Below are 16,691 nucleotides of genomic sequence, written 5' to 3'. Positions count from 1 at the left end.
ACATCTACAGAGCGCGCGCAGCCTGCATGGTGAAATCTCTCGACCTCGCAAAAACCTGGTTCAGCGCCCGCGACTGGAAGCCGTTCGCCTTTCAGAAGCAGGTGTGGGCGGCGGTCAAGCGTGGCGAGTCCGGACTGCTGCACGCCAGCACCGGTGCCGGTAAAACCTACGCGGTGTGGTTTGCCGCGCTCGATCGATTTGCCCGCTCCGGACCTGCCGCAGAGACCACCCGCAAACGCCCGCCGCCTGCCGAACCGCTGACCGTCTTGTGGATCACGCCGATGCGGGCGCTGGCCGCCGACACCGCGCGCGCCCTGCAAACGCCGCTGGACGATCTGCACATTCCCTGGAGCGTCTGCCTGCGCACCGGCGACACCGGCAGCAGCGAACGCGCCCGCCAGAATCGGCGCCTGCCGACTACGCTGATCACCACCCCGGAAAGCCTGACCCTGATGCTCGCCCGCGCCGACGCACAAACGGCGCTGTCGACCTTGCGCATGGTCGTGGTCGATGAATGGCACGAACTGCTTGGCAACAAACGCGGCGTACAACTGCAACTGGCCCTCGCCCGCCTGCGGCGCTGGCATCCGGGACTGATCGTCTGGGGTGTTTCTGCGACGCTCGGCAATCAATCCCACGCCGAACAGGTGTTGATCCCACAGGGCGGCGGCGTGAGTGTTCAGGGTCAAAGCGAAAAAACGCTGCGGGTCGATACCCTGCTCCCACCGCAGATCGAGCGTTTTCCCTGGGCCGGGCATATCGGTCTGAAAATGTTGCCGCAGGTGGTCGCCGAACTGGATGTGTGCGCCAGCAGCCTGGTGTTCACCAACACGCGGGCGCAGTCGGAAATCTGGTATCAGGCGTTGCTGGAAGCACGGCCGGACTGGGCCGGTCTGATTGCCTTGCACCACAGTTCGCTGTCCCGCGAGACCCGGGACTGGGTCGAGCAGGCGTTGAAGAATGGTCAACTCAAAGCCGTGGTCTGCACTTCGAGTCTGGATCTGGGGGTGGATTTTCTGCCCGTGGAAAGAGTGCTGCAAATCGGTTCAGCCAAAGGCGTGGCGCGCCTGATGCAACGTGCCGGGCGTTCAGGCCATGCGCCCGGTCGAACGTCGCGGGTCACCCTGGTGCCGACCCACAGTCTGGAACTGATCGAAGCCGCTGCCGCCCGCGATGCCGTGGCGCAACGGCGGATCGAACCGCGACTGTCACCGCACAAACCGCTGGATGTGCTGGTCCAGCATCTGGTCAGCATTGCATTGGGCGGTGGCTTTTTACCCGAGGACTTGTACGAAGAAGTCCGGGGAGCCTGGGCTTATCGCGACCTGACGCTGGCGGAATGGGCCTGGGCGCTGGCGTTCGTACGCCATGGCGGGATGTCACTGACGGCTTACCCGGATTACCGTCGGGTCGAGCCGGATGAGCACGGGATCTGGCGAGTACCCGATGCCCGGTTGGCACGCCGCCACAGGATGAGCATCGGCACCATCGTCAGCGACGCCTCCATCCATTTGAAATTCTGGAGCAAGGGCGGAGGCGGCAAGCAACTGGGCAGCGTCGAGGAAGGCTTTATCGCCCGCCTCAAACCCGGTGACGGCTTCCTGTTCGCCGGACGCTTGCTGGAACTGGTGCGGGTGGAAAACATGACCGCCTACGTCAAACGCAGCACCGCGAAAAAAGCCGCCGTGCCGCGCTGGAATGGCGGGCGCATGCCGCTGTCCAGCGAACTGGCTGAAGCGGTGGTCACACGGTTCAGTGCCGCAGCACACGGCGAGTTTGCCGGCCCGGAAATGCAGGCCTTGCGACCGTTGCTGGAAACGCAGATGCGCTGGTCGGGTTTGCCGACAGTCAGCAATCTGCTTGCCGAAGTACTGAAATCCCGCGAAGGCTGGCACCTTTTCCTTTACCCGTTTGCCGGACGTCAGGTGCATCTGGGGCTGGCCAGTCTGCTGGCATGGCGGGTCAGCCAGCGCCTGCCTGTGACCTTTTCGATTGCGGTCAATGATTACGGACTGGAATTGCTCAGCGCCACGCCCGTTGACTGGTCTGTGCAACTGGATGGCGCTTTGCTCAGTCCCGAGGATTTGTTGAAGGATGTGCTCGCCAGCCTCAACGCGGGCGAACTGGCGCTGCGCAGGTTTCGGGAAATCGCCCGGATCGCGGGCCTGGTGTTCGCCGGTTACCCCGGCGCGCCAAAAAGCACCCGACAGGTGCAGGCCTCCAGCGGACTGTTTTTCGAGGTATTCAAACAATACGACGCCGACAATCTGTTGTTGGCGCAGGCCGGGGAAGAAGTCCTACGGGAAGAACTGGATATTCGTCGACTGGAACAGACCCTGGAGCGAATCAACCGGATGAAACTGGACATGCACCTGATCAAACGTCCTACACCGCTCGGCTTCCCGCTGCTGGTGGAACGCATGCGCGAAAGCATGAGTTCGGAAAAACTCGCCGACCGCATCCGGCGCATGGTCGGCGATCTGGAGAAAACCGCCGACAAGGGTCAATCCTGATGGGCGCGCCCTACCCTGTGCGTCTGGCGGGCGAAGAACTCTGGCTGTTGCCGGAAAAGGCACTGTATTGGCCGGCGCAACAGACGCTGCTGATTGCCGACGTGCATTTCGGCAAGGCTGCCGCCTACCGTCGCCTGGGGCAGCCGGTGCCGCAGGGCACCACGGCGAGCAACATTGCGGTGATCGAACAGTTGCTGGCGAAACTGCCGTGTCGGCAACTGATCTTCCTCGGTGATTTTTTGCACGGGCCCGGCTCCCACGCCACCGGCACCTTGCAGGCATTGGCGCAGTGGCGGGCACGTCATGCCGATCTGCCGATCACGCTGATTCGCGGCAATCACGATAAACGTGCCGGCGATCCGCCGCAGGCGCTGAATATTCGGGTGGTGCCGGAGCCCTTGCTGCTAGGGCCCTTCGCGCTGCAGCATGAACCCGATCCGCACCCTGAACGCCATGTCCTAGCCGGGCACGTGCATCCGGTTTATCGATTGAACGGCAAGGGGCGTCAGCGTCTAAGACTGGCGTGTTTCAGTCTGGGAGAACGCATCAGCCTGCTGCCGGCGTTCGGTGCCTTCACCGGCGGTTATCCGGTGGAGAAGGAAGACAGCTGTCGGATCTTTGTCATTGGCGACAACGAAATATGGCCCGTCGGCTGAGGTCCTGTTCAGGATTCAGTCGACGGGCCATACATTCAATCAAGCGACGGGCGCAGGTGGCGGTTTGTCCGGCAACGTAGGCTCGCCGGGCTCGGTCGGTTCTTCGTTGGGGGTGTCGGGATCAGGCTGGTGAGGAATTCCGCCAGCCAGGGTGACGGGCGGGTGTGCCAACAAGGACCAGGCCAATACGCCAACCTGATTGGGCTCGAGCCTTGCCAGTTCGGCAGTGATTTGCGGATCGATCTTCATGGAGCACTCCTCGGCGAAGGCCCGTCCCGCTGTTCGCGAAACGGGCAGTACACCCCATAGAGTGTCTACCCGCCGAAGAATTCCCGGTAACTGCCGGATGGACGGATCAGGTGCGTGGCAGGGTCACGCCACGCTGGCCCTGGTACTTGCCCGCGCGGTCCTTGTAGGAAACTTCACATTCCTCGTCGGACTCCAGGAACAGCATCTGCGCCACACCTTCGTTGGCGTAGATCTTCGCCGGCAGGTTGGTGGTGTTGGAGAACTCCAGGGTCACCTGGCCTTCCCACTCGGGCTCAAGCGGGGTGACGTTGACGATGATGCCGCAACGGGCGTAGGTGCTTTTGCCCAGGCAGATGGTCAGCACATTGCGTGGAATACGGAAGTATTCAACGGTCGTGGCCAGGGCGAAGGAGTTCGGCGGGATGATGCAGACATCGCTGTGGACATCTACGAAGCTGCCGGCGTCGAAGTTCTTCGGATCGACGATGGCCGAATTGATATTGGTGAACACCTTGAAATGGTTGGTGCAACGCACATCGTAGCCGTAGCTCGACACACCGTAGGAGATCACCCGGCTGTCGTCGCTGCCACGTACCTGGCGCTCGACGAACGGCTCGATCATGCCGTGTTCCTGCGCCATGCGGCGAATCCACTTGTCCGATTTGATGCTCATGGCGGGGTGTCCTGAATAGCGAGGTGGAAAAAATCTGTCCGGCATCTTACCGGGCGCGCCGCCGGGTTCAAAGTCCAGGGTGCAAATCTCGCCGAACATGCAGGAAATACGCGGCTTCGCGACGAACCGTCACACCGCCGATCCTTAAAACAGAGAAACCTTGAGTACAAGCATTGGCACGTTCCGGAAAAACAGTTAAGGTGGCGCCACTGTGTTGCTTGTGTCACTGAGAATCTCTCCACGATATGTTGAATTTCGATCCAACCATCTACAAGAATTTTTCCTGCTCTTTGCACTCAGTCTCGGCCAGGGTTCTTCCTGAGTCGCAGTTATCTTTGTTCAAGGAGTTACACCATGTCTAATCGCCAAACCGGTACCGTTAAGTGGTTCAACGATGAAAAAGGCTTCGGCTTCATCACTCCACAATCCGGTGACGACCTGTTCGTTCACTTCAAAGCTATCCAGTCCGACGGCTTCAAAAGCCTGAAAGAAGGCCAACAGGTTTCTTTCATCGCTACCCGCGGTCAGAAAGGCATGCAAGCTGAAGAAGTACAAGTTATCTAACTTGTAGCTTCCTGGCTAAGAAGCCCCGCCCTTAAAAGCGGGGCTTTTTTGTGCGTGCCAGTTTTGTACAGGCAAAAAAAAACGCAGCCCGACCAAGGCTGCGTTTTTTTGTGTGCGGCGTTACCAGGCCACGCCAAACCCGGCGGTGTAGCGGGTCTTGTTCAGATCCGCGTCCTTGGTGCCACTGATGATGTCACGCTCGGCCTTGAGATTGAGCGAGGCCCAGTCCGTCACCTTGTAGCGCAGGCCCACCTCCGAATCCAGGGCATAGTTGGCGACGTCCGACAGTGGCTTGCCGAGTTCGCCGCTGGTGAAGAACTGCACTTTCTTGCCGATCAGGTAGCGGTTGTAGTCCCACTTCATGGCAACGGAATAAAAATTGTCCGTGCCGCCGTCGCTGTACTCGTAATCGGTGCGGTTGAGCAGCGAGCCGAGGGAGAAGGCGCCAAGCTCGTCATCCCAGAACTGATAGCCCGGACCGGTACCGACCACCCGCTGGCGCGACAGCTCTTCGACGTAATCACGTTTGTAGTTCAACCGCCCCTGCCAGAACCACTTGTCGGTCAGGAAGCGGTCCAGTGCGTATTCGGCGCGCCAGTTGTTGGTGGTCACCACCTCATCCTGGACTTCACGGTTGTACTCGCCCTCTGCGGTATGACGCCAACGGCCATGGCGCGCCGAAGTCTTGAAGCCGATGTCGTAGTCATTGGTGTCTTTTTCGGCACGCTGATAATCCAGGGCCAGATCGACATTGCCCTTCCACACCAGATCCTCGACCACCGGCTTGGGCTTGAGAATCTGCTGGATGCTCGCCAGCTCGACGGTTTTCGGCGCTTCGCCGTTGGCCAGGGTGACCTTGCCATCGTCGGCGGCGTTCAGCGACTTGGCCTTCTCGCCGCTGTAGGCGTCCTGCTTGACCAGCAGTTCCTGATCGCTCTCCAGGGTCTTCACCTGTTTCCAGTCGATGGTGACCGCGCCGGCGTACTGGGTCTGGACCAGCAACTTGCCGCCGTCGAACAGGGTGATTTTGCCGCTCAGCTTGTCTCCGTTCTTCAACCAGACGGTATCGGCAAGCAGGGGCGTGGACGCACTGAAGACAGCAAGGCACAACAGGGTTCTGGACAACATAAGCGAATCGGGAGCTCGGGTTTGCGAAAAAAGGGGCGGCATTATCCGTAGGAATAATCCTCTGACAAGGAGTGACCCGGCTATTTCTGTTGAGTTCATTTCTCAATTGCCCGATCACGGATTACCCTTTAATCCATGAATCGACCCTGTTCAGGAACGGCGCACGTGACAGACCCGATACAAGCCTGCGAAAACGATCCGCAAATCCGACGCACGGCACTCTACTCGACCCTTGCCCAGGTACCTGAGGGCAAGGTGGTCAGCTATGGTCAGTTGGCCGAACTGGCCGGGTTGGGGCGCGCCGCCCGCTGGGTCGGCCGCACCCTGAGCCAGTTGCCGGGCGACACGAAGCTGCCGTGGCACCGCGTACTCGGTGCCGGCGGTCGGATCAGCCTGCCGGCAGGCAGCCCTTCGGGTGATGAGCAGCGGGCACGATTGCGTATGGAGGGCGTTACGATCCTGAACAATCGTGTGGATATTCGGCGCCATGGCTGGCGTCCGGTAGAGCACAGCGGTTAGAGTGCGCGCTTTGTTTTCGCAATCTTGAGGCAGACTTCAGCCCATGCCCCGTAAAACCTGGCGCGCCGCGCTCGCCGCCTATGCCAGTCCTTCGACGCTCGTGCTGTTGTTGCTGGGTTTCGCCGCCGGCCTGCCGTACATGCTGGTGTTCTCGACACTTTCGGTCTGGCTGCGTGAAGCCGGTGTAGCCCGCGAGACGATCGGCTATGCGAGCCTGATCGGTCTGGCCTATGCCTTCAAATGGGTCTGGTCGCCGCTGCTCGATCAATGGCGCCTGCCGTTGCTCGGCAAACTGGGCCGACGCCGTTCGTGGCTGGTGCTTGCGCAGTCGCTGGTAATCCTCGGCCTGATCGGCATGGGCTTCTGCGACCCGCAGAAACACTTGTCCTGGCTGATCGCCATTGCCGTGATCGTCGCCTTCGCTTCCGCCACCCAGGACATCGCCGTCGACGCCTATCGACTGGAAATCGCCGAGGACAACCGACAGGCCGCACTGGCCGCCAGTTACATGTCCGGTTATCGGGTCGCGGCCCTGCTGGCGACCGCAGGCGCACTGTTCTTTGCCGAAGGTTTCGGCTCCACCGGTTTCAATTACCAGCATTCCGCCTGGACCGGCACTTACGCGCTGTTCGGCGCCTTGATGGTGCCTGCCCTGATCACCACCCTGCTGATGCGCGAGCCGCCAGTGCCGCTGCGTACCCAGTTGCAGGCCGGGCGCTACACCTTCATGCATCAGCTGATGTCGGTGTTCGTGCTGATCGTCCTGCTGGTTTCCGTACCGGCCATGTTCACCCAGCTCTACAACACCGATTTCGCCAGCGTGCTGTTCGGCACCATGAGCCCGCTGGACCTGCTGCTGGAAGACCGGGCATTCCTGCGCGCCATTCTCTATACCCTGCTGACCGGCCTGTGCCTGTCGACCATGGGTCGCCGTGGCCTGGCGCCAGTGCTGACGCCGGTCAACGACTTCATCCTGCGCTACCGCTGGCAGGCCCTGCTGCTGCTCGGCCTGATCGCCACCTATCGCATGTCGGACACGGTGATGGGCGTGATGGCCAACGTGTTCTACATCGACCAGGGCTTCACCAAGGACCAGATCGCCAGCGTCAGCAAGATCTTCGGCCTTATCATGACCCTGGTGGGCGCCGGCATGGGCGGCCTGCTGATCGTGCGCTTCGGGATTCTGCCGATCCTGTTCATCGGCGGTGCAGCGTCGGCAGCCACCAACCTGCTGTTCGTGATGCTGGCGGACATGGGCCCGAACCTGCAGATGCTGGTGGTGACCATTTCCCTCGACAACTTCAGCTCGGGCATGGCCACTTCGGCGTTCGTCGCCTATCTGTCGAGCCTGACCAACCTGAAGTTCTCCGCGACCCAGTACGCCCTCCTCAGCTCGATCATGCTGTTGCTGCCACGCCTCATCGGCGGCTACTCCGGGGTCATGGTGGAGAAGTTCGGCTATCACAACTTCTTCATCATCACGGCGGCGCTCGGCGTGCCGACCCTGGTACTGATCGCCCTGCACTGGTTCCAGGAGAGTCGCCGCGAAGGCCCGACACCGACACCGGAACCCGTGTCGACACCCGTCGCCGAAGAGTCGTAAGACATCTCGCACCCGGCGGGAGGGTTTCCGCCGGGCCTGCACTTCTGTACGTCGGCAACTCTCGCCGGTACACTGCTCCGTCATTTCCAGTCATAGCAACCGACAACGGCCAACCATGCGCACCAGTCAATTTTTGCTCGCCACACAGAAAGAAACGCCTTCCGACGCGGTCGTCATCAGCCATCAGCTGATGCTGCGTGCCGGCATGATCCGCAAACTCGCCTCGGGCCTGTATACCTGGCTGCCGATGGGCCTGCGGGTAATGCGCAAGGTGGAAGCCATCGTTCGCGAAGAGATGAACGCCGCCGGCTCTCTGGAAGTGTTGATGCCGAGCACCCAACCGGCCGAGCTGTGGCAGGAATCGGGGCGCTGGGAAGAATACGGCCCTGAGCTGCTGCGCATCAAAGACCGTCACGGTCGCGACTTCTGCGCGGGCCCGACCCACGAAGAAGTGATCACCGATCTGATGCGCAACGAGTTGAGCAGCTACAAGCAGCTGCCCATCAACCTGTACCAGATCCAGACCAAGTTCCGTGACGAAATCCGCCCACGTTTCGGCTTGATGCGCGGCCGTGAATTCATCATGAAGGACGCGTACTCGTTCCACGCCGACCAGGCGTCGCTGCAGGTCACCTATGACCGCATGCACGAGGCGTACTGCAACGTGTTCACCCGTCTGGGCCTGAAATTCCGTCCGGTCGAAGCCGACAACGGTTCCATCGGCGGTGCCGGTTCCCACGAATTCCACGTGCTGGCCGAGTCCGGCGAAGACGATATCGTCTTCAGCAACGGCTCCGACTACGCCGCGAACATCGAGAAAGCCGAAGCCGTACCGCGTGAAACCTCCCGCGCTGCGCCGGCCGAAGAATTGCGCCTGGTCGACACTCCGGACACCAAGACCATCGCGGCCCTGGTGGAAAAATTCGGTCTGCCGATCGAAAAGACCATCAAGACCCTGATCGTGCACGCCGAAGAAGAAGGCAAGCTGATCGCCCTGGTCATCCGTGGCGACCACGAGCTGAACGAAATCAAGGCTGCCAATCAGCCAGGCGTCGCCAGCCCGCTGGTCATGGCGTCCGATGCAGAGCTGCGTGACGCCATCGGCGCCGGCGCCGGTTCCCTCGGCCCGCTGAACCTGCCGCTGCCGATCATCATCGACCGTTCGGTCGAGCTGATGAGCGACTTCGGCATCGGTGCCAACATCGATGACAAGCACTACTTCGGCGTGAACTGGGAGCGTGACCTGCCGGTTCCGACCGTGGCCGACCTGCGCAACGTCGTGGCCGGCGACCCGAGCCCGGACGGCAAGGGCACCCTGGAAATCAAGCGCGGCATCGAAGTCGGACACATCTTCCAGCTGGGCAACAAGTACAGCAAGGCGATGAAGTGCGAAGTGCTGGGCGAGAACGGCAAGCCTGTGACCCTGGAAATGGGTTGCTACGGCATCGGCGTGTCCCGCGTGGTGGCTGCGGCCATCGAGCAGAACAACGACGAGAACGGCATCATCTGGAGCGACGCCCTGGCGCCATTCCAGATCGCCCTGGTACCGCTGCGCTATGAAACCGAGCAGGTGCGCGAAGCCACCGACAAGCTGTACGCGGAACTGACCGCGGCCGGCTTCGAAGTGCTGCTGGACGATCGCGACAAGAAAACCAGCCCGGGCATCAAGTTCGCGGACATGGAGCTGATCGGCATTCCACACCGGATCGTGGTCAGCGACCGCGGCCTCGCCGAAGGCAACCTGGAATACAAGAGCCGTACCGAAGGCCAGGCGCAAGCGCTGCCGGTTGCCGACGTGCTGTCCTTCCTGCAGGCCCGTATCCGCCGCTGAAACCAGATAGAGTCCTCATGTTCAAGCGAAACACCTTAGGCCTCGGTGGTGCCGCCCTGTGCGGCACCCTGCTGGTCAGCGGCTGTGCCAATCACATGTCACAGCGCAGCGAGCACGAAGAGCGGGTCGAGCGAAAGCTGCTCGATCACAGCCTGCAGATCGATGTCGGTGAGCCTAAGGTGCTTGAGCTGCCGCAGCGACGCGTAAAGATCAACGAGCAGAAAACCTTCGAAGTCACTGAATACGAAGTGACCCGTCGTTATGACCGTTACACGCCTTACCAGCCCTGGCGCGAAATCTACGAGATTCCGCTGGGTGCCGTGGCGGTGGTGGCCGGCGTCGGGGCCAACGTGGTCAACGTGTTCGCCTTCGGCACCCTGCCGGACAGCGTGACCAAGGACTGGCTGAGCTACGGATTCGCCGGGCTCAACCCGTTCATGAACGTGCAGTCCCATGGTCGTGCGCAGCAGAACCTGGCCGGTATCGATGAAGTCCAGCGCGACAAGCGCATGGAGTATTCGAGCCTGCCGTGGAGCGAGCGCCCGGTGCAGGTCAAGGCCGGCAAGCAGACCTTCGACATGACCACCGATCGCAACGGCGTGCTGCGCCTGAACCTGCTGGACAGTCCGTTCGCTGAAAACGATCTGAACCATGTCGGCAAACTGCAGATCAGCGTCGAGGACGCCAAGGATGACGTGCATTCCGACTCGTCCCTGACGATCAGCAGTCACCTGCGCGGCAAGCTGCTGGAAGCCCACGGGCTGATTTACGACGATCTGGAAGACGACGAAGTGAGCCAGTGGGTGCACCGGGTCAAACGTCTGTCGGAATTGGGTCTGGAAGAAGAAGCCAGTGAGCTGGAACAGAGCCTGATCGAGCTGACACGCAACGATCCCGAGTTGCAGGCCGAGTTTCTCAAGTCGCTGACCAAGGATGCCGGGCGACTGGTGGCGGACCCGGGTCCGAACTGACATCGCTTATAGAAGAGCCCGAACCTGTTTCGGGCTTTTTTATGTGCGCTACCGCTCGAACAGCTCCATCTGCTCAAAGCCGCCGCGCAAGTCCTCCAGCCGAACCCCCACCCCCAACAGCCGCACCGGTTTGCCACCGCGATTGAACGCCTGCGTCAACATCAATTGATAGCTGCCCAGATCCCGCCCTGCCCCGGCCTGCTCCAGCGTGGTCTGGGTGAAATCATGGAATTTCACTTTGACGAACGGCTTGCCCGGCCGGTAGCTGCTGTCGATCCGCGCCATGCGGGTTTTCAGGGTTTCCAGCAGCTCCGGAAGCTTGTCCAGGCAACTGCGCAGATCCGGCAGGTCGACGTCGTAGGTATTTTCCACACTGATCGATTGACGGCGGCTGTCGTTATGTACCTGCCGTTCATCTATCCCACGGGCCAGGCTCCAGAGTCGCTCGCCAAAACTGCCGAATTCGCGCACCAACGCCAACTTGTCCCACTCGCGCAGTTGCGAGCAGTCGTTGATACCGAGCTTGCCCAGCTTGTCGGCGGTCACTTTGCCGACACCGTGCAGCTTGCTCACCGGCAGACCACTGACAAAGTCTTCGACCTGATCCGGAGTGATGACAAACAAGCCGTTGGGCTTTTTCCAGTCGCTGGCGATCTTGGCCAGAAACTTGTTCGGTGCCACTCCGGCCGAGACCGTGATGTGCAATTGATTGGAGACCCGACGCCGGATGTCCTGGGCGATCCGCGTGGCGCTGCCACCGAAATGCGCACTGTCCGAGACATCGAGGTAGGCCTCGTCCAGCGACAGCGGTTCGATCAGGTCGGTGTAATCGCGAAAGATCGTGTGAATTTCCTTCGATGCGTCGCGGTAGGCGTCCATGCGTGGCTTGACGATGGTCAGGTCCGGGCACAGTTTCAAGGCATGCCCGGAGGACATCGCCGAACGCACACCGTAAGCCCTCGCTTCATAGTTGCAGGTGGCGATCACCCCGCGCCGGTCTGCCGAACCACCCACCGCCAGCGGTTTGCCGGCCAGACGCGGATCGTCACGCATCTCGATGGCGGCGTAGAAACAGTCACAGTCGATGTGGATGATTTTTCGCTGGGTCATGACAGAAAAGGAAACGTGGCAAGCCGGATGGGCAGTATCTCACTGACACCTGTATATAGCACCAGTGGTATGAAGGTTCTTTTCCAGCAGTAGGAAACGTCCGTTGAATTTATTTTCTCAATCGGGAATCGCTGGCCAATAGAGCTGAAACCCGCGCACTGCCTGACCTGCGGCCCCGCCAGCGGCCTTGAAAAATAGCTAACCAATTGAACCAGAACAGATTTTATCCGGATTCAAGGTTGACACCCCGACGATCCTCTGTAGAATGCCGCCACACAGACGCGGGATGGAGCAGTCTGGTAGCTCGTCGGGCTCATAACCCGAAGGTCGTCGGTTCAAATCCGGCTCCCGCAACCAAACATCGAAAAAGGCCAATCGAAAGATTGGCCTTTTTTGTGCGCGTCTGTTTTTCATTGGGCAATCATCCGGGCCAAACAGGAATCCTTTGCAATTCCGAAACTTACCGCCCTCCTGCGACGGATTGACGCGATTTCACGCTTATTTGACCCTTCGCGGGATTAACGGTTGACACCCCGCCGTTCGCCTGTAGAATGCCGCCACACAGACGCGGGATGGAGCAGTCTGGTAGCTCGTCGGGCTCATAACCCGAAGGTCGTCGGTTCAAATCCGGCTCCCGCAACCAAACATCAAAAAAGGCTGCTCGAAAGAGTGGCCTTTTTTGTATCTGTGGAAAAAGTCCTTTCGCAACAATGATCTGTCACTGTGCAGTGAACCGCTCAGGATCTTCAGACCCGCCGAGTTGCGACTATGCTTGAGTCGCAGGCAAGAGGTCTGCAATCCGAGACCTGCCCTCGCCGATACCCGACGAGAGGCGTAGTATTTTGTGATTATTTTTTTCTACAGGGATTGGTAACTTGGCTGGATACCCCCATCCTGTCGCGCACAATCCAAGAGGTGATTGATGCGCGCCAACTCGTCTGATCCACAAGACACCCTCACCGTGAATCCATCGATCAAGCCCGAGCGCATGCGCTTGCTGGATCGAATCAGCAAATACCGGCAACCGATTGGTCTGGCGGTCACTTTACTGTTGTTCGCTATCGCGCTGATTGCCTGTCGCCATCTGCTCAGCGAACTCGACCTCTATGCCTTGCACGACTCGATTCTCGACGTGCCGAAGCCGGCCCTGCTGGGTGCTTTCGGCGCGACCGTCGTCGGCTTCATCATTCTGCTGGGCTATGAATGGTCGGCCAGCCGCTATGCCGGCGTGACCATCCCGCCGCGCACGCTGGCGCTCGGTGGCTTCACGGCATTCGCGATCGGCAACGCCATCGGCCTGTCGATGCTGTCCGGCGGCTCGGTGCGTTACCGTTTATATGCACGGCTTGGTCTGGGTGCTTCGGAAGTCGCGCACATGACCCTGTTCGCCAGCCTGTCGCTGGGTTGCGCCCTGCCCCCGTTGGCGGCACTGGCCACCCTGAGTGACCTGCCGGCCGCTTCCCAGGCACTGGGCCTGTCCGAAGGACTGCTGGCCACGATTGCCTCTGCCGTGCTGTTGCTCGGCGCGATTCTGGCCATGGGCATTTATCGTCGGCGTCTGCCGGAACAGCCTTACCGCGACAATCTGCTGGTCAAGGTCGGCCGCCGCACCCTGCGCCTGCCGGGCCGCCGCCTGACGTTACTGCAACTGGTCATCACCGCCCTCGACGTCGCCGCTGCCGCCACCGTGCTTTACATGCTGCTGCCGGAAGCCCCGCCATTCGGCGCGTTCCTGCTGGTGTACCTGCTGGCCCTGGCGGCCGGCGTGCTCAGCCATGTACCGGGCGGTGTCGGGGTTTTCGAAGCGATTCTGCTGGCGGCCTTCGCCGACAAGCTCGGCGCAGCACCACTGGCCGCCGCCCTGCTGCTCTATCGCATGATCTATGTGGTGCTGCCATTGCTGGTGGCCTGCGTACTACTGCTGATCAACGAAGGTCAGCGGCTGTTCCAGACCCAGACCATGCGCGCCGCTTCCGGTCTGGCCGCACCGATCCTCGCGGTGCTGGTGTTCCTGTCCGGCGTGGTGCTGCTGTTCTCCGGCGCCACCCCTGAAATCGACACGCGCCTGGAACACATCGCCTATCTGATTCCCCATCGTCTGGTCGATGCCTCGCACTTCGGCGCCAGCCTGATCGGCGTGCTGTGCCTGATGCTTGCCCAGGGCCTGCGTCGCCGGCTGTCGGCGGCGTGGATGCTGACCACCATTCTGCTGCTGGTGGGTGCCCTGCTCTCGCTGCTCAAGGGTTTCGACTGGGAAGAAGCCACGCTGATGACCCTCACCGCCGCACTGCTGGGGGTGTTCCGTCGTTCTTTCTATCGCCCGAGCCGTCTGACCGAAGTGCCGTTCTCGCCGCTGTATCTGGTGGCGAGCCTGTGCGTACTCGGCGCCTCGACCTGGCTGTTGCTGTTCGCCTACCAGGACGTGCCGTATAGCCATCAATTGTGGTGGCAGTTCACCCTCGACGCCGATGCCCCGCGCGGTCTGCGCTCGCTGCTCGGTGCTGCGGTGCTGTTGCTGGTGATCGCCCTGACCTGGCTGCTGCGCACCGCCCGCCCGGTGATTCATCTGCCGACCCCGGACGAGCTGGAGCGCGCCTCCAAGGTCCTGATGGCCTCCTCGCAACCGGACGGCGGCCTGGCCCTGACCGGTGACAAGGCGCTGCTGTTTCATCCCAACGACGAAGCCTTCCTGATGTACGCCCGTCGCGGCCGCAGTCTGGTGGCGCTGTACGATCCGATCGGCCCTGGTCAGCAACGGGCGGAAATGATCTGGCAGTTCCGTGACCTGTGTGACATCCACCACGCCCGTCCCGTGTTCTATCAAGTGCGCGCCGAGAACCTGCCGTACTACATGGACATCGGCCTGACCGCGATCAAGCTCGGCGAAGAAGCCCGGGTCGATCTGCATCGCTTTGACCTGGATGCCAAGGGCAAGGAGATGAAGGACCTGCGCTACACCTGGAACCGTGGCACCCGCGACGGTCTGTCGCTGGAGATCTTCGAGCCGGGCCAGGCGCCGATGGATGAGCTCAAGGTGATTTCCGATGCCTGGCTGACCGGCAAGAACGTACGCGAGAAAGGCTTCTCCCTTGGCCGTTTCAGCGACGATTACCTGAAGCATTTCCGCATCGCGGTGATTCGCTTCGAAGGCCGCCCGGTGGCGTTCGCCAACCTGCTCGAGACTTACAGCCATGACCTGGCCAGCCTCGACCTGATGCGCTCGCACCCGGACGCCCCCAAGCTGACCATGGAGTTTTTGATGGTCGGTCTGATTCAACATTATAAGAGTCACGGATACGCGCGTTTCAGCCTGGGCATGGTGCCGCTGTCGGGGTTGCAACCCCGTCGTGGTGCACCGCTGACCCAGCGTCTGGGCTCGATGGTTTTCCGCCGTGGTGAGCAGCTGTACAACTTCCAAGGCTTGCGCCGCTTCAAAGACAAGTTCCAGCCTGACTGGGAACCCCGTTATATGGCAGTGCCCGCCGGACTCGATCCGCTGGTGGCACTGGCCGATACTGCTGCCCTGATCGCGGGCGGCTTGACTGGATTGGTGAAACGCTGATGATTCAACGCTCCCTGAAGTACATCCTGGCCGCACTGATCGTGCTGGCCGTGATTGCCGGCGGCGGTTACTGGTACCTCAAACGCCCGGCACCGGAACCGACCCTCGAACAGCTCACGCCGGCTGACGGCACGGTCATGACCCGGGTCATCCCCGGCACCAAGCCCAAGGCCCAGGTGCTGGTGGCGGTCGAGGACGACAAGAAACTCACCGACAATCAGCTGACCACCCTGAGCCGCAGCGCCTCGGCGCAGATCGTCCAGGTGATTCTGCCCAAGGACTGCCTGCTGCAAAGCCGCGCACTGCAAAGCGGTCTGCGTGAACTGAACGGCCCGGCAACCCTGGTCAGCGGCATCGGCCCTGGTGCGGTGCTGGCCTGGCGCTGGCTGTCGGAACAGAAGGACGACAAGGCCCAGGCCGTGTCCGTCGACCTGGCCCTGGAAAAAGGCGGCTGCACTCACCTGCTGCCAAAATCTGCCGCCCACGGCCACTGGCTGGTGGCCTGGAACGACAACCCGGACGACACCAGCGCCGGTTTCGTACGCGACCAGCCGAACGCCGAAACCAGCATCAGCGACTACGACATCAACCTGCCGCAAGTGCTGAACAACGAACTGCGCAAGATCCTCGTCGGTGGCGACAAAGCTAACGGCGGCCTGCAGATCCCGGTCGTGGAAGTCCCGGCCGGCCAGGCCAAGGACACCGTGACCCTGTTCCTGTCCGGTGATGGTGGCTGGCGAGATCTCGACCGCGACGTGGCCGGTGAAATGGCCAAGATCGGCTACCCGGTCGTCGGCATCGACACCCTGCGCTACTACTGGCAGCACAAGAGCCCGGAACAGAGCGCGCTGGACCTGACCGAACTGATGCAGCACTACCGCCAGAAATGGGGCACCAAACGCTTCATCCTGACCGGTTACTCGTTCGGCGCCGACGTCCTGCCGGCCATCTACAACCGCCTGCCGGAAACCGAGCAGCAGCGCGTCGACGCAATCATCCTGCTGGCCTTCGCCCGCACCGGCAGCTTCGAAATCGAAGTCGAAGGCTGGCTCGGCAACGCCGGCAAAGAAGCCGCCACCGGCCCGGAAATGGCCAAGCTGCCACCGGCCAAGGTCGTGTGCATCTACGGCGAAGAAGAGAAAGATGAAAGCGGCTGCACCGACAAGACAGCGGTGGGCGAAGCGGTGAAGCTTCCTGGCGGCCACCACTTCGACGAGAACTACCCGGCGCTGGCCAAGCGCCTGGTGGATCTGATCGAGAAGCGTCAGAGCAAGGATCAGCCGGCAGAGTGATCTGAGGCGCTCCAATGAAA

Annotated in this window: 13 protein-coding genes and 2 tRNA genes; 11 read left to right on the top strand and 4 right to left on the bottom strand. The window is 61.2% G+C overall.

What is annotated here, in order from left to right:
• The first annotated feature begins 26 nt into the window (after positions 1-26).
• Together DXT77_RS07820 and pdeM are read left to right on the top strand one after the other, a co-directional pair.
• Positions 27-2,513 carry a ligase-associated DNA damage response DEXH box helicase gene (locus DXT77_RS07820; RefSeq protein ID WP_119427223.1) on the top strand — a complete coding sequence of 829 codons (2,487 nt, stop codon included), beginning with the start codon at positions 27-29 and terminating at the stop codon, positions 2,511-2,513.
• Positions 2,513-3,169, top strand: coding sequence for a ligase-associated DNA damage response endonuclease PdeM (pdeM, locus tag DXT77_RS07815; RefSeq protein WP_119427222.1), 657 nt, complete (start codon positions 2,513-2,515; stop codon positions 3,167-3,169). Before DXT77_RS07820 ends, pdeM begins: the two co-directional genes overlap by 1 nt.
• Positions 3,170-3,208: 39 nt before the next feature.
• On the opposite strand, the gene DXT77_RS07810 is transcribed toward pdeM, so the two are convergent.
• Complete coding sequence (locus DXT77_RS07810) at positions 3,209-3,418, bottom strand: hypothetical protein (protein ID WP_065259270.1); 210 nt, start codon at positions 3,416-3,418, stop codon at positions 3,209-3,211.
• Positions 3,419-3,524: 106 nt separating this feature from the next.
• The gene (dcd, locus tag DXT77_RS07805) at positions 3,525-4,091 is read right to left on the bottom strand and encodes a dCTP deaminase (protein WP_007954988.1); all 567 of its coding nucleotides are present in this window, start codon (positions 4,089-4,091) and stop codon (positions 3,525-3,527) included.
• A 354-nt stretch (positions 4,092-4,445) separates the two neighbouring features.
• On the opposite strand from dcd, the gene DXT77_RS07800 reads away from it, so the two are divergent.
• Complete coding sequence (locus DXT77_RS07800) at positions 4,446-4,655, top strand: cold-shock protein (RefSeq protein WP_002554837.1); 210 nt, start codon at positions 4,446-4,448, stop codon at positions 4,653-4,655.
• A 120-nt stretch (positions 4,656-4,775) separates the two neighbouring features.
• Here DXT77_RS07800 and DXT77_RS07795 read toward each other — a convergent pair whose 3' ends face one another.
• Positions 4,776-5,783 (bottom strand): DUF481 domain-containing protein, encoded by a 1,008-nt coding sequence (locus tag DXT77_RS07795; protein WP_119427221.1) that lies wholly within the window; start codon positions 5,781-5,783, stop codon positions 4,776-4,778.
• Between the two features lie 135 nt (positions 5,784-5,918).
• On the opposite strand from DXT77_RS07795, the gene DXT77_RS07790 reads away from it, so the two are divergent.
• The 4 genes from DXT77_RS07790 to DXT77_RS07775 all read left to right on the top strand — a co-directional run bounded on the left by DXT77_RS07790 (position 5,919) and on the right by DXT77_RS07775 (position 10,707).
• Complete coding sequence (locus DXT77_RS07790) at positions 5,919-6,302, top strand: MGMT family protein (protein ID WP_162803463.1); 384 nt, start codon at positions 5,919-5,921, stop codon at positions 6,300-6,302.
• 43 nt (positions 6,303-6,345) lie between these two features.
• Positions 6,346-7,905: an AmpG family muropeptide MFS transporter gene (locus DXT77_RS07785; RefSeq protein WP_114881691.1), complete on the top strand. Its 1,560-nt coding sequence runs from the start codon at positions 6,346-6,348 to the stop codon at positions 7,903-7,905.
• A 115-nt stretch (positions 7,906-8,020) separates the two neighbouring features.
• Positions 8,021-9,736: a proline--tRNA ligase gene (locus tag DXT77_RS07780; RefSeq protein WP_119427220.1), complete on the top strand. Its 1,716-nt coding sequence runs from the start codon at positions 8,021-8,023 to the stop codon at positions 9,734-9,736.
• A 17-nt stretch (positions 9,737-9,753) separates the two neighbouring features.
• Positions 9,754-10,707: a hypothetical protein gene (locus tag DXT77_RS07775; RefSeq protein ID WP_085712916.1), complete on the top strand. Its 954-nt coding sequence runs from the start codon at positions 9,754-9,756 to the stop codon at positions 10,705-10,707.
• Between the two features lie 48 nt (positions 10,708-10,755).
• Here the strand turns inward: DXT77_RS07775 and dinB are convergent, their stop codons facing one another.
• Entirely contained in the window at positions 10,756-11,817 is a 1,062-nt protein-coding gene (gene dinB, locus DXT77_RS07770; RefSeq protein ID WP_119427219.1) for a DNA polymerase IV, read from the bottom strand.
• Between the two features lie 280 nt (positions 11,818-12,097).
• Between dinB and DXT77_RS07765 the strand changes: the two genes are divergently transcribed.
• The 4 genes from DXT77_RS07765 (at position 12,098) to DXT77_RS07750 (ending at position 16,671) form a co-directional block, all read left to right on the top strand.
• Positions 12,098-12,174 (top strand) — tRNA-Met (locus tag DXT77_RS07765).
• Positions 12,175-12,383: 209 nt separating this feature from the next.
• Positions 12,384-12,460 (top strand) — tRNA-Met (locus DXT77_RS07760).
• Between the two features lie 279 nt (positions 12,461-12,739).
• On the top strand, positions 12,740-15,379 hold the full coding sequence (gene mprF / locus DXT77_RS07755) for a bifunctional lysylphosphatidylglycerol flippase/synthetase MprF (protein ID WP_119427218.1): 2,640 nt from the start codon (positions 12,740-12,742) through the stop codon (positions 15,377-15,379).
• The gene (locus tag DXT77_RS07750; RefSeq protein WP_114881688.1) at positions 15,379-16,671 is read left to right on the top strand and encodes a virulence factor family protein; all 1,293 of its coding nucleotides are present in this window, start codon (positions 15,379-15,381) and stop codon (positions 16,669-16,671) included. Before mprF ends, DXT77_RS07750 begins: the two co-directional genes overlap by 1 nt.
• Positions 16,672-16,691 lie beyond the last annotated feature (20 nt).

This window comes from Pseudomonas sp. 91RF (assembly GCF_003576265.1).
In the GTDB taxonomy this organism is placed as follows: domain Bacteria; phylum Pseudomonadota; class Gammaproteobacteria; order Pseudomonadales; family Pseudomonadaceae; genus Aquipseudomonas; species Aquipseudomonas kribbensis.
This window is presented reverse-complemented; position numbering and strand designations above follow the sequence as displayed.